Annotated in this window: 12 protein-coding genes, 1 tRNA gene and 1 riboswitch; of the genes, 9 read left to right on the top strand and 4 right to left on the bottom strand. The window is 68.0% G+C overall.

Annotated elements, in window-relative coordinates; genetic code table 11:
* Positions 1 to 2: 2 nt before the first annotated feature.
* Positions 3 to 488, bottom strand: a complete 486-nt coding sequence (locus tag O9344_RS08395; protein WP_298475125.1) for a MaoC/PaaZ C-terminal domain-containing protein — start codon at positions 486 to 488, stop codon at positions 3 to 5.
* A 108-nt stretch (positions 489 to 596) separates the two neighbouring features.
* Entirely contained in the window at positions 597 to 1,586 is a 990-nt protein-coding gene (locus tag O9344_RS08390) for a tripartite tricarboxylate transporter substrate binding protein (protein ID WP_298475123.1), read from the bottom strand.
* A gap of 215 nt (positions 1,587 to 1,801) precedes the next feature.
* Between O9344_RS08390 and O9344_RS08385 the strand changes: the two genes are divergently transcribed.
* Together O9344_RS08385 and O9344_RS08380 are read left to right on the top strand one after the other, a co-directional pair.
* A complete protein-coding gene (locus O9344_RS08385) occupies positions 1,802 to 2,563 on the top strand; it encodes an IclR family transcriptional regulator (RefSeq protein WP_298475121.1) in 762 nt (253 codons plus the stop codon).
* A gap of 150 nt (positions 2,564 to 2,713) precedes the next feature.
* Positions 2,714 to 4,291 (top strand): TadE/TadG family type IV pilus assembly protein, encoded by a 1,578-nt coding sequence (locus tag O9344_RS08380; RefSeq protein ID WP_298475119.1) that lies wholly within the window; start codon positions 2,714 to 2,716, stop codon positions 4,289 to 4,291.
* A gap of 8 nt (positions 4,292 to 4,299) precedes the next feature.
* On the opposite strand, the gene O9344_RS08375 is transcribed toward O9344_RS08380, so the two are convergent.
* Positions 4,300 to 4,374, bottom strand: a tRNA-Thr gene (locus O9344_RS08375).
* A 268-nt stretch (positions 4,375 to 4,642) separates the two neighbouring features.
* Between O9344_RS08375 and O9344_RS08370 the strand changes: the two genes are divergently transcribed.
* The 4 genes from O9344_RS08370 to O9344_RS08355 all read left to right on the top strand — a co-directional run bounded on the left by O9344_RS08370 (position 4,643) and on the right by O9344_RS08355 (position 10,362).
* Positions 4,643 to 5,884, top strand: a complete 1,242-nt coding sequence (locus O9344_RS08370; RefSeq protein WP_298475117.1) for a DUF2778 domain-containing protein — start codon at positions 4,643 to 4,645, stop codon at positions 5,882 to 5,884.
* A 122-nt stretch (positions 5,885 to 6,006) separates the two neighbouring features.
* On the top strand, positions 6,007 to 6,987 hold the full coding sequence (locus tag O9344_RS08365) for an MBL fold metallo-hydrolase (protein ID WP_298475115.1): 981 nt from the start codon (positions 6,007 to 6,009) through the stop codon (positions 6,985 to 6,987).
* Between the two features lie 104 nt (positions 6,988 to 7,091).
* Positions 7,092 to 7,310: riboswitch (cobalamin riboswitch) on the top strand.
* A 126-nt stretch (positions 7,311 to 7,436) separates the two neighbouring features.
* Entirely contained in the window at positions 7,437 to 9,482 is a 2,046-nt protein-coding gene (locus O9344_RS08360; protein ID WP_298475113.1) for a TonB-dependent receptor, read from the top strand.
* Between the two features lie 133 nt (positions 9,483 to 9,615).
* Positions 9,616 to 10,362: an SDR family oxidoreductase gene (locus O9344_RS08355; RefSeq protein ID WP_298475111.1), complete on the top strand. Its 747-nt coding sequence runs from the start codon at positions 9,616 to 9,618 to the stop codon at positions 10,360 to 10,362.
* 3 nt (positions 10,363 to 10,365) lie between these two features.
* On the opposite strand, the gene cutA is transcribed toward O9344_RS08355, so the two are convergent.
* Positions 10,366 to 10,701, bottom strand: a complete 336-nt coding sequence (cutA, locus tag O9344_RS08350; protein ID WP_298475109.1) for a divalent-cation tolerance protein CutA — start codon at positions 10,699 to 10,701, stop codon at positions 10,366 to 10,368.
* Between the two features lie 29 nt (positions 10,702 to 10,730).
* On the opposite strand from cutA, the gene O9344_RS08345 reads away from it, so the two are divergent.
* Genes O9344_RS08345 through O9344_RS08335 form a run of 3 tightly spaced genes read left to right on the top strand, consistent with a single transcriptional unit; the run spans position 10,731 to position 12,732 of the window.
* On the top strand, positions 10,731 to 11,513 hold the full coding sequence (locus tag O9344_RS08345) for an NAD kinase (RefSeq protein WP_298475107.1): 783 nt from the start codon (positions 10,731 to 10,733) through the stop codon (positions 11,511 to 11,513).
* A 54-nt stretch (positions 11,514 to 11,567) separates the two neighbouring features.
* On the top strand, positions 11,568 to 12,113 hold the full coding sequence (locus O9344_RS08340) for a response regulator (RefSeq protein WP_298475105.1): 546 nt from the start codon (positions 11,568 to 11,570) through the stop codon (positions 12,111 to 12,113).
* 10 nt (positions 12,114 to 12,123) lie between these two features.
* Positions 12,124 to 12,732, top strand: coding sequence for an Hpt domain-containing protein (locus tag O9344_RS08335; protein ID WP_298475103.1), 609 nt, complete (start codon positions 12,124 to 12,126; stop codon positions 12,730 to 12,732).
* The last annotated feature ends 16 nt before the right edge of the window (positions 12,733 to 12,748 follow it).

Raw genomic sequence — 12,748 nt, 5'->3', positions numbered from 1 at the left:
GCTCACCCCTTCGGCGAGTAGTCGCGACCCTTCACCAGCCGCGTCGGCGTGTAGGTCATGACGCATTCGCCGCGCTGGTTGATGACGCGGTTGCGCGTCTTGACGATGCCGCGGCCGGCCTTCTTCGTCGGGCGGGATTCCAGCACCTCACATTCGACATGCAGCGTGTCGCCGGCAAAGGTCGGCCCCTCGACGTTCAGTTCCATGCCGAGGAAGGACAGCCCGACGCCTTGCACCACCGTCTGCATCAGGAGCCCTTCGGCGAAGGAATAGACCAGCGCGCCGGGCACAAGCCGCTTGCCGGCGAACAGCGATTCCTCGGCGAGATATTCCATGTTGGTGAAGAGCACCTCCACCATGCCGGTGACACCGACAAACATGGTGATGTCGGCCTCCGTGACGGTGCGGCCGATGGTCTTGAAGGTCATGCCGACCGGCGTGTCCTCGAAACGCAGGCCGAGGCCCACCGTCATCATCTCGTCCGCCATGTCGTCCTCCCGGCTTGTTCTGATGGGGCGGTGCTAGGGGACAGGAGCGAATTCGTCAATACGATCATCATGATCACGCTGATGATAAAAACGCCCCTGTCCCCCGCCTCAGTTCATGGTGATGCCGTTCTCCTTCACCACCTTGTCCCAGCGCGCGAGTTCGGCGGCGATATAGGCGCCATATTCGGCGGGCGTTGAGCCGAGCGGCGTCGTCTGCTGCTCCTCGAGCCGGGCGAGGAAGTCCTTGTTGCGCAGCGCGGTCATCATCGCAGCATTGACCTTGGTGACGATCTCCTGCGGTGTCCCGGGAGGAGCGACGATGCCCTGCCAGGCGCCGACCTCGACATCCTGCAGGCCGAGTTCGGTGAGGGTCGGGATGTTCGGCAAGGCGGCGAGGCGCGTCTTGCTGGTCACCGCCAGGGGCTTCAGGCGGCCATCCATGATGAAGGGCAGCGACGAATTGATCGTGTCGGACATGAAGTGGACGCGCCCGCCTGCAAGATCGACCAGCGCCGGCGCGCTGCCGCGATAGGGCACGTGGGTGACCTTGGCGCCGATACGGCCGAGCAGCAGAGCCGTGCCGAGATGGGTGATCGAGCCAATGCCGGTCGAGGCGTAGGAGAGCTTGTCGGCATTGGCCTTCACATAGGCCACGAACTCATCGACATTGTTCACCGGCATCTGCGGATGAACCTCCAGCACCATCGGCACGGTGGCGGTGAGACCGACCGGCACGAAGGCCTTCACGTCGTAGCCGAGGCGCGGGTAGAGCGCCGGGCTGATGGCAATGGCCGAGGTGTTGTAGAACAGGTTGTAGCCGTCAGGCGCAGCACCCGCGATTTCCTGGGCGGCGATGTTGCCGTTCGCGCCGCCGCGGTTCTCGATGACGATGCTCTGCCCCAGCGGCTCGGTCATGTATTGGGCGAGCTGTCGCGCCACGATGTCGGTCGGGCCGCCCGGCGCGAAGCCGACGAGCATTCGGACCGGACGCGAGGGATAGGACTGGGCCCGCAGGATGCCGGGCGCGGCCAGCGTGAGCCCCAGCGCCGAGGCGCCAATCCCGAACGTGCGACGGGTCAACAAGCGGCGGGTGGTCATGGGCGCGTCTCCTCGCATGGCCTCGCCACGGCGGGTGGGCGTCCATCGCCTCGCAACGCCGCAGCTGCGCCTGATGGCGCAAGGTGCCGTCGATGCAGGCCGTCGGCCCTTCTGGTCTGTGTCCCCCGTGACAGGAGAAAATGTCGCAAGCGCCTCGTTGTCCGTCAATCTGATTTCGATTATCACATTCTTGATTGGTGCTTTGAGGGCTCCGCATGCCGCGTCCGCGCAAGAGTTTCGATACAGGCGGCGTGAAATCCGCCACGCGGGTCCTCGCCCTGCTCGAACTGTTCGACAGCCTTCAACGTCCCGCCGGCGTGACCGAGATAGCCCGCGCCCTCGGCATTCCCCAGTCGAGCACGTCCATGCTGGTCAACGGCCTGATCGACCTCGGCTATCTCGCCGCCCTGCCCGACCGGCGGGTGCAGCCGACGCAGCGGGTCTCGGTTCTCGGCCGCTGGATCGACGACCGCATCACGGACGGGCGTGTCGCCCGCCTGATGGAGAAACTGGGCGAAGCGACGGGCGAGACGATCCTCCTCGGCATCGCCAGCGACGTCCACGTCGTCTACATCGCCGTGCGCCCGGCGACCCGCGCCATGCGCCTGCACATTCCCGCGGGCACACGGCGTCCCCTCGCCGAATCGGGCATGGGCCTGACGCTGCTGTCAGCCATGGCGGAGGAAGAGATCGCCCGCCGTATCTCCCGGGCGGAGCTGACGCGGGAGACGGATCGACCGCCGCTCGATCCCGCGGCCATCCGCACGGAGATAGAGATCATCCGGCGTCGCGGCCACGCGCTATCCGCAAGCCGCATCGTGCCGGGCGCGGGCATCGTCTGCACGCTGCTCCCCGCCGCAGCCGGGGCGCAGCCCATGGCCATCGGCATCGGCGGCCAGGCCTTCGAGGTGGTCGAGCGCGAGGAGGCCTTCGCGGCCCTGCTCCACCGTGAGATTGCCAGGCATTTCGCGCCCTGAAGCGTCGAGGTTCACCGGCGATTAACCACCCCAGACCCCCGGCTGCCCAAGGGGCATGTTTATCCGCGCATATTCACAGATCATTTAGCGCTAATTGCACAGAAAATGGTCAACGCAGGGGACAACCTCTGCCCCCAAGGACCAGCGCCAATGATCGCCCGCTCCTCCAACCAGCCCGTGCCGCGGCGCCTGACGCGGCTCGCCCACAGCGCGCGCCATGCGCTGCGGCGGTTCCGTGACGACCGTTCCGGTGCCATCGCCCAGCTCTTCGCCGTCGCGCTGCTGCCGATCATCGGCATTGCCGGCGGCGCCGTCGACTACACCATGGCGAGCGGTCGCAAGGTGCGCCTCCAGAGCGCCCTCGACGCCGCGACCCTCGCCGCGACGCGCACGGTGACGGCGAACTCGACCAACGCGCAGATCACCCAGATCATCCGCAACTACATCAATGCCAATCTCGACTTCGGCCCACAGGTCGTCCTGACCGTCACGGTCGATCCATCGGCCCGCAAGGTCGACGCGAGCGCGACGCTGAACCATGCGCCCTACCTGTTGCCGGTGGTCGGGATCAGCTCCATCCCGATCGGCGCGCAGTCCGCCTCGCAGCTCGGCCGCAACCTGCTCGAAGTCGCCCTGGTCCTCGACAATTCCGGTTCGATGTCAGGCAGCCGTATCACGACCCTACGCTCCTCGGCGAACGACCTGATGCGCAAGGTCCTGGACATGGCCTACATCCCTGGCGACGCGAAGGTGGCGGTCGTGCCCTTCGCCTCCATGGTCAATGTCGGCTCCAACAATGCCAATGCGAGCTGGATCGACACCCAGGGCTTTTCGCCCTTCCACAACGAGAACTTCGCCGTCAATGCGAACCGGCTGAACCTCTATTCGCAGATGCGCAACGTGACCTGGGGCGGCTGCGTCGAGGCCAGGCCCTCGCCCCATGACGTCACCGACACGCCGCCCACCAGCGGCAATCCGGCGACGTTGTTCGTACCGAGCTTCGCGCCCGACGAGCCCGACGAGGGCAGCTGGAGCGGCTTCTACAACAACTATCTCTCGGACGGTTCGTGCCAGTCCGGCCTCGGCACCGACATGCTGTCGCGCCAGCGCCGCACCTGCAAATACAACGGCGCGACCCCCGACACCTCGCTCGCCAACGGCACGCGCCGCGGGCCGAACCAGCTCTGCGACTCAAACCCCATCATTCCGCTGACCTCCAACCAGACGACGCTGGCGACGGCCATCACCGCCATGCCGAACTACGGCGGCACCAATCTGCATGAGGCGGTGATGTGGGGCTGGCGCGTGCTGTCGCCCGAACCGCCCTTCACGGAGGGCCGGGCCTACAATGACGTCAACAATCGGAAGTTCCTGGTCCTGATGACCGATGGCGCCAACGATGCCATCGGCCTGCCGACGATGAACGGCTCGTTCTATTCGGCCTATGGCTTCTCCGCCGCCGGCCGCCTTGGCACCACGTCGAGCAACCGCACCGACATCGTCGCCAAGATGAACGAGAAGACACTGACCGCCTGCGCCAACATCAAGGCCCAAGGCATCCTCATCTACACGGTCGGCTTCTATGTCACCGACGCCACGGCGCGATCGATCCTGGCGCAATGCGCGTCGAATGCGTCCATGGCGTTGCTGGCCGATTCCGACGAGGCGCTGGCCAATGCCTTCGACGCCATCGGCGACCAGATCAAGCGCCTGCGCCTGACGAACTGAGCGGGGGCTGGTGCCGGCTGAGGGGATCGAACCCCCGACCTTCGGTTTACAAAACCGCTGCACTACCGCTGTGCTAAGCCGGCCACCGTGCCCCTCGCCTACCAATGGTCGCCGCCTGTGGCAAGGTGGGCGTTGCCGCAGGCCACGCGAGGCGGCACAATGCGGCTTCACCGGCGGTTAACCCTTCACGCGCCTTATGGATGCCTCTTTTGTTTGGCTCCTGTGCGGGCATCGTCGGCGGTTCGCTCCGCCGCACGGTCGCTGCGCAGCCCTCCCCCGAGGGAACGGCGATGTCGGTTCGCTGCTGCTTCGATGGGGGGAACGTGCCAAAGCGTGACGAGGCCGTTGCGTATGCGTAACCTGACCCGCGACCCCGTGCGTGGCGCCAACCTGGCACGCGCCGATGCCCCCCCTTTCCCCTGGTTCACCGTGCTCGCCCTCTCGGCGGGCCTTGCCGGCCTGACGACGCTCGCCCTCAAGACGCACACGATCGAACGCGCCGAGGCTGCGACCGCGCCGGTGACGATCGGTGCCGGCCAGCCCGCCCTCGCCTCGCTCGGCTCCTTCGCCCCGCTGCTCGACCCATCCTACGACCTCGGCGCCGGTCGCCAGACCTTTGGTGCCGCCCGCCCCCTCGCCGCCCATATCCATGCGCCCGCCCCGGCGGCCAGTGCCGCGGCCCAGGCGGCGCCCGCCCTGCCGAGCGGCACGCTGGTGCTGGCGAGCCTCCCCGGCCGCGATGTCGCCCTGGAGAGCCGGCCGGGCCTCCCCCTCGCCCCCATGCCGCTGGCGCGTCCGGGCAGCGCCGGCGCCGCTGCCGCCGAAGAGGACGAGGACGGCCCGGACACGACCCTGGTTGCGCCGCTGCCGATGCGCCGGCCCTCCGATGCGCCCGCCACCGCCGCGACGCCCGAAGCGCCGCGGATTGCCACGCGTCGCCAGGGCCGCGAGCAGCAGGCCGCCGCGACGCCGGCCCCGGCCCAGCCGGACGGCCGCAACTTCTTCGAGCGCCTCTTCGGCCCCCGCCGCGATGGCCAGGCCGACGGTCCGCAGCTCGCCTATGCCCCGAGCGAGGGCAATCTCGGCACCGATGCCGGCGCGGCGCGCGGCGGCCTCGGCGGCGGCTTCTCCTTCGGCCTCGGCGGCCCGGCGCCCCGTCCGCCCATGGGCGTCGCGGTCTATGACATCGGCTCGCGCATGGTCTACCTGCCGAACGGCGAGAAGCTGGAGGCCCAGTCCGGCCTCGGCAGCTACCGCAACGACGTGCGCTACGCCCATGTGCGGATGCGCGGCCCGACCCCACCGCATGTCTATGATCTGACGGAGCGCGAGGCGCTGTTCCACGGTGTGCGCGCCATCCGGCTCAACCCGGTCGGTGGCAGCCAGGCCATCCATGGCCGTGCCGGCCTGCTCGCCCATACCTACCTGCTCGGCCCCAACGGCGACTCCAACGGCTGCATCTCCATCAAGGAGTATGACCGCTTCCTGCAGGCCTACCTGCGCGGCGAGATCCGCCGGCTGATCGTCGTGCGCGACCGCGCCGAGGCCGTGGCTGCCGTGGCCCGCGCCAACACCCGCGTCTCATCCCGCTAGGCGATCCGGCAAACAAGCGGTCACATTCATGTGACAAGCACTGGACGGCGGGCCCGTTCCGGCAATTTACTGCCTCGCCGCTCGGATGCTTGCCGTCGGCTGCGCCCCTGTCGGAGGACACCATGACCACGATCAATCGCCGCCATGCCCTCGCCACCGGCGCTGCGGCCCTCGCCGCCCCGGCTTTCCTGACCGGCGCCTCGCGCGAGGTCTTTGCCCAGGCAGCGGCCGCCGCGGTCCAGGCCCCCGGCTTCTACCGCTACAAGGTCGGCGACATCACCGTCACCGCCATCAATGACGGCTTCTTCGCCCGTCCGCTCGAGGGCTTCGTCCGCAATGCCGAGCTGCCGGCCGTCCAGGCCGCCATGGCCTCGGCCTTCCTGCCGACCAACGCCGTGCCGATCCCCTTCAACACCCTCGTCGTCGAGACCGGCGGCAAGGTCGTCCTGCTCGACACCGGCAACGGCAATACCGGCGCCCCGACCTCGGGCACCTGGATGGCGAATTTCCGCGCCGCCGGCTTCGATCCGGCAAACGTCTCCTCGGTGATCATCAGCCACTTCCACGGTGACCACATCAACGGCATCCGCCTGCGCGACGGCACCGCCGTATTCCCGAATGCCGAGATCCAGGTGCCGGAGCCGGAATGGGCCTTCTGGATGTCGGACGAGCGCATGAACGCCGCTCCCGAGGCCATGCGCGGCGCCTTCCAGAACTGCCGCCGCGTCTTCTCGCCGGTGGCCTCCGCCGTGAAGCAGTTCAAGCCGGGCGCCGAGGTTGCCGCTGGCGTGACCTCGATGCCGGCCTTCGGCCATTCGCCGGGCCACAGCGTGTTCATGATCTCGTCGGGCAACGCCAAGCTTCTCTACATGGCGGACCTGACCAACCACCCCGCCCTCTTCGTGCGCAATCCCGATTGGTCGGCGATCTTCGACATGGACGCCGATGCCGCCCGCGCCACGCGCCGCCAGTTCCTCGACATGGCCGCGAGCGAGAAGTCCCGCGTGCATTTCTATCACGCGCCCTTCCCGGCCAACGGCTACATCGCCAAGGACGGCGCTGGTTTCCAGCTCGTTCCGGCCCAGTGGACCCCGTCCATCTGATCCACGGCTGAGCGCCTTGACTGCGAGGCCCGCCGGCGACGGCGGGCCTTTCGCATGTGCGGGTCCGCCAGCCGCCGGATTGACACATTGTCGCAACCCGGCGCATTCATGGGTCTCGCGACGGCGGCCGCCCGCAAGGGACGGCCACGGGAATGCGGTGCGCGGCGGGTCTCACAGCCCTCCGCAAGGCCGCAGCTGCCCCCGCAACTGTAAGCGGTGAGCCCTCCCCCATCAGCCACTGACACCCCGTTCGGGCGTCGGGAAGGCGGGGACCGGGCGACGACCCGCGAGCCAGGAGACCGGCCGGCGCGACGTCACTGTCCGTGCGTGCGGGAGGCGCGCCCGGGAGCGGTCCGTTCCGCTTGATCCGTGACACCACCGTCGCGGATTCGTCCGGCCTCCTCAGGCCGGAACTCCGCGACCTTCTGGGTCCGCAGCGGAGTTCCGCCATGCCTGTCGTCTTTCGTCTTCTCCGTCCCCAACGGCTCTCCGTGCTCCTCGCAACGGCCGCCGTGATCCTCGCTCCCGGTCTGGCGAGCGCCCAGCAGCCGCCGCTTGCCGCGGCGCAACTGCCCGAAATCACCGTCTTCGGCGCCAGCAACGTGCCGCTGGAAGCCCCGCGCGTCGGCTCGGCGGTCACCGTCATCACCGCCGAGGACATCGCCAACCAGGGCGCGGCGAGCGTGCCCGACGTGCTGCGCCTCGTGCCAGGCGTCGCGGTCAACCAGTCCGGCGGGCGCGGCAGCCTCACCCAGACCCGCGTGCGCGGAGCCGAATCCAACCAGGTGCTGGTGGTCGTCGACGGCATTCCGATCAACGACGTGAACTCCGGCGATGCCGACCTCGCCAACCTGCCGGTGGACAGCATCGCCCGGATCGAGGTGATCCGCGGGCCGCAATCCGGCATCTGGGGGCCGAACGCCCAGGCCGGCGTCATCTCCATCACCACCAAGTCCGGCCGTGGCCTCGCCAAGCCGGAACTGACCGCGCGGCTGGAGGGGGGTTCCTTCGGGACGCTCCAGGGTTCGGCGACGGTGCGCGGCGCGCAGGGGCCCTTCCACGCGGCCATCTCCATCTCCGGCCTGCGCTCCGGCGGCTTCGTCGTTGCGCCCGGCACCACGCGGCCGAATGGCTCCGACATGGGCTCGCTCTCCGCCAAGATCGGCGCCGACCTCGCCGACTGGTTCGGCGTCGAGGGCGTCTTCCGGATGGTCAGCCGCGGCGGTTTCTACAATCCCGGCAACACCGCCTTCGGACCGGGCTTCGTCACCGATCCGAACTACGGCTTCCTTGCCGCCGGCACGGGGCGCAACACCGCCAATGACATCCAGGGCCGCGTCGCCGCCACCGCCAGGCTGCTTGACGGGGCCTGGACCCATCGCTTCTCAGCCGACACCTCGCAGCAATCGACCAATGCCCGCGACAGCTATGTCTCGGCCTTCGGTTTCCTGGAAAGCCAGGGCTTCTGGTCGCGCACCGAGCGCAACCGCGCTGAGTATCGCTCGGCCTATACGTTCGAGACCCCCGGCCTTCTCGGCGCCCGCCACACCATCGTCGGCGGTGCGGATATCACCCGCGAGCATTTCCGCTACTATTACGAGAGCGACGGCTTCTTCGGTCCCTTCGTCAATGACACCTATGCCGGCGCCGGGCGCTCGCGCGACCGCAAGGGCCTGTTCGGCGAGTATCTCGTCAGCCTACCGACCGGCCTGTCGCTGTCCGGCGCCCTTCGCCAGGACTGGAACTCGGCTTTCCGCAATGCGCTGACCTGGCGCGTGACGGCCGCCCAGACCTTCGACACCGGCACCAAGCTCCACGCCTCCATCGGCAAGGGCGTCACCAACCCGACCTTCTTCGAGCTCTTCGGCTTCTTCGCCAATTTCGTCGGCAACCCGACGCTAAGGCCCGAACATTCCATCGGCTGGGATGCCGGCGTGGAGCAGCGCTGGTTCGGCGGCAAGCTCGTCACCGACATCACCTATTTCCGCGCCAGCGTCCGCGACGCCATCGTCCAGTCCGGCGGCACGGCCATCAACCTGCCCTTCGAGACGACGCGCCAGGGCGTCGAGGTGGCGGTCACCGCACGCCCGCTCGGCTGGCTGTCGCTGACCGGCTCTTACACCTACACGGACACGCAGTCGGCCGAACTCGTCGGCGGCGTCTATGTCGGCAAGGAGGCGCTGCGCCGGCCGCGCCACGCCGCGAGCCTCTCGGCGGTGGCGACCCTGCCGGACGACAAGACGAAGGTGACCGTGACCGTCGCTCATAACGGCACGATGCGGGACAGCTTCTTCGGCCCGGCCGGCGCCACGGACGTGCGGCTCGGCGCCTACACGCTGGTCGGCGCGCAGATTTCCCACGCGCTGAACCGCAATGCGACCGTCTATGTGCGCGGCGAGAACCTCTTCGGCCAGCGCTACCAGGAGGTCTTCGGCTATCAGGGGCCGGGCGCTGCCGTCTATGCCGGCATGCGTGTGAAGCTCGGCGGCGAGTGAGCCACCGGTCAGCGGTTTAAACCGTTTCGCATCGCTGCCTTGCCGCGCCCCCGTCGACAGGGGCGCGGCTTTCGGCCAGTCTCGCCAGCATCAAGAGCGGGCCGGCAGTGCCCGCGGCATCGGGAGGATCAGCATGTCTCAGCGTATCGCGGTGGTCACGGGCGCAGGTTCCGGCATCGGGCGGGCTTCGGCCTTGGCGCTCGCCAAGGCTGGTTATGCCGTGGTGGTGGCAGGCCGCCGCAAGGACGAGCTGGAGAAGACGGTGTCCATGGCCGGCGGCGCGACCGTCGTCGCCGCTCCCATCGACGTCTCCGACGAGGCCTCCGTCGCCGCCCTGTTCAAGCTGGTGAAGGACCGCTTCGGCCGCATCGATGTGCTCTTCAACAATGCCGGCATGGGTGCCCAGGCCGTGCCGCTGGACGAACTGCCGATCGAGAAGTGGCGGCAGGTCGTTGACGTCAACCTCACCGGTTCCTTCCTCTGCGCCCGCGAGGCCATGAGGATGATGCGCGCGCAGGACCCCAAGGGCGGCCGCATCATCAACAACGGCTCGATCTCGGCCTATGCGCCGCGCCCCTACTCCGCGCCCTATACCGCGACCAAGCACGCCGTGCTCGGCCTCACCAAGGCGATCTCGCTCGATGGCCGCGCCGACCGGATCGTCTGCTCGCAGATCGACGTCGGCAATGCCGCGACCGAGATGACCGAGCGCATGGCGAACGGCGTCCTCCAGGCGGATTTCACCACCAAGGTCGAGCCGCGCATGGACGTGCGCCACGTCGCCGACGCGGTGGTGCATGTCGCCAACCTGCCGCTCGACGTGAACGTCCTGACCATGACCGTCATGGCCAACGACATGCCCTTCGTCGGCCGCGGCTGAGCCTCAGGCGGTCTCGGCTCTCAGCCAGGCGAGATAGGCCTCGTCGCCCACCGGCACGTCGACCACCAGGAAGGCCGGCGTGTCGTAGGAATGAGCCTCGCGGAAACGGGCCTGCGCTTCGTGCAGGCGCGCGCGGACCGTCTTGAGGATCATCACCACCTCGTCGCCGCGCTCCACTTGGCCCTTCCATCGATAGATGGAGCGCATGCCGGGCAGGATGTTGGCGCAGGCGATGAGACGGCGCTCGACCAGGTCCTCGGCGATGGTCTCCGCCTCGACAAGGCTCGCGGCGGTCGTATAGACCAGAACGACGTCGTCCGGCTTCTCGGCTCGCGTCATATCTTCCTCCCTGTCCGGCGGATGCCCCCTTGGCCGACCTGCGCCCCGATCCCAAGAAGATCGCCTTCGTGGCCTCGCCTGCGCCCGAGGCCCAGGAGGCTATCGAGCGGCTGACCGCGCGCTACGGCAACGTTGCCGGCGACGAGGCGGAGGTGGTGGTCGCCCTTGGCGGCGACGGCCTGATGTTGCAGACGCTGCACAAGTACATCTCCACCGGCAAGCCCATCTACGGGATGAACCGCGGCTCCGTCGGGTTCCTGATGAACGAATATGCCGAGGACGGTCTCGTCGAGCGCATATGGACGGCCGAGCGCTCGGTGATCCACCCGCTGGCCATGACCACCATCGACATCCATGGCGAGCGGCAGGACGCGCTCGCCATCAACGAGGTGTCGCTACTGCGCGAGACCTCTCAAGTTGCGAAGCTCAGGATCTCCGTCGACGGCAATGCCCGCATGGACGAGCTCATCGCCGATGGCGTGCTCATCGCCACCCCCGCGGGCTCCACCGCCTACAACCTCTCGGCCAACGGCCCCATCCTGCCGCTGAACGCCACGCTCCTCGCACTCACCCCGATCTCGCCGTTCCGGCCGCGACGCTGGCGCGGCGCGCTCCTGCCCGACCGGGTGGCCCTCACCATCGAGGTGCTGGAATCCGCGAAGCGTCCGGTGAGTGCCACCGCCGACCATCACGAGGTCCGCGACGTCGCGAAGGTTTCGGTGGAGATGGACCGGTCGAAGTCCATGATCCTGATGCACGATCCCGGCCATTCCCTGGACGAGCGCATTCTGCGCGAGCAGTTCGGCGCCTGACGGCCGCCATCAGCCTTAACGGTCCGCTAATCGCCGCCCGGTATGGTGGCGGTGATGATCCGCATCGACTTCAACCGGCTGCGATTCCTTGTCATCGACGACAACGCGCATATGCGCCGGATCGTGCGAACCCTTCTGCACGGCTTCGGCGCCCGCGAGGTCTACGAGGCGGAAGACGGCGCGGCGGGCCTCGAGGCCTTCACCCACTACATGCCCGATATCGTCATCACCGACTGGTCGATGCCGATCTTCGACGGGCTCGAACTGACCAGCATGATCCGCCAGCCCGGCGCCAATGCGAACCCCTATGTCGCGATCATCATGCTCACCGGCCACTCGGAAAAGAAGCGCGTGCTGGAATCGCGCGATGCCGGCGTCACCGAATTTCTCGCCAAGCCGATCTCGGCCAAGGCCCTCTACCAGCGCATTCTCAACGTCGTGGTCAATCCGCGGCCCTTCATCAAGACCAAGACCTTTTTCGGCCCGGATCGCCGGCGCAACCACAATTCAAGCTATGTCGGACCCGAACGGCGCAAGGGCGAGAAGGCCGAGATGATCAAGGTCGCCCCGCTGCTCGACAAGACCAAGAGTTCCGTGTGAGGCCGTTTCCATGACCAACCCGCCTGCCACGAAGACACCGATCAAGCCGACGGCCCGCACCGGCAAGAAGGGCGGCCTCGACGAGGCCAGCATCGACACCTTCGCCGACCACGAGGTCGTCACGCCGAAGCGCACCCTCAAAAGCTTCTCGAAGAAGGCCAAGATCAAGGTCGACGAGTTCGGCTTCGACATGGAGGCCATCGAGCGGGCCGAGGCGGCGCTGCAGGAGCTGTCGAGCGAGTTCGAGGACTGGATGGCAAAGGAGGTCGAGCGGCTGACCAAGGCGCGCGACGCCATCGCCGCCACCGGCTTCGACGCGGCCAACCGCGCCGCCGTCTACACCGCCGCCCACGACCTGAAGGGGGAGGCCGCGACCTTCGGCTATCCGCTGGCCGGCCGCGTCGCCGAAAGCCTCTGCGCCCTGCTCGACGGCATCGCCGACGACACCCGCCTGCCCGTCGCATTGGTGCTGCAGCATGTTGACGCCATCCGCGCCATTGTGCGTGAGAATGCCAAGGGTACGGATCACCCGGTGGCGGTGACGCTCTCCGAACGCCTCGGCGAAGCGACGACGGAACTCCTCGTCGCCGTCAATGGCGCGCCCTCCATCGTTCCCTGATCGGGTGACGCAAAGG

The sequence above is a fragment of the Phreatobacter sp. genome (assembly GCF_027532945.1).
Lineage (GTDB): Bacteria > Pseudomonadota > Alphaproteobacteria > Rhizobiales > Phreatobacteraceae > Phreatobacter.
This window is presented reverse-complemented; position numbering and strand designations above follow the sequence as displayed.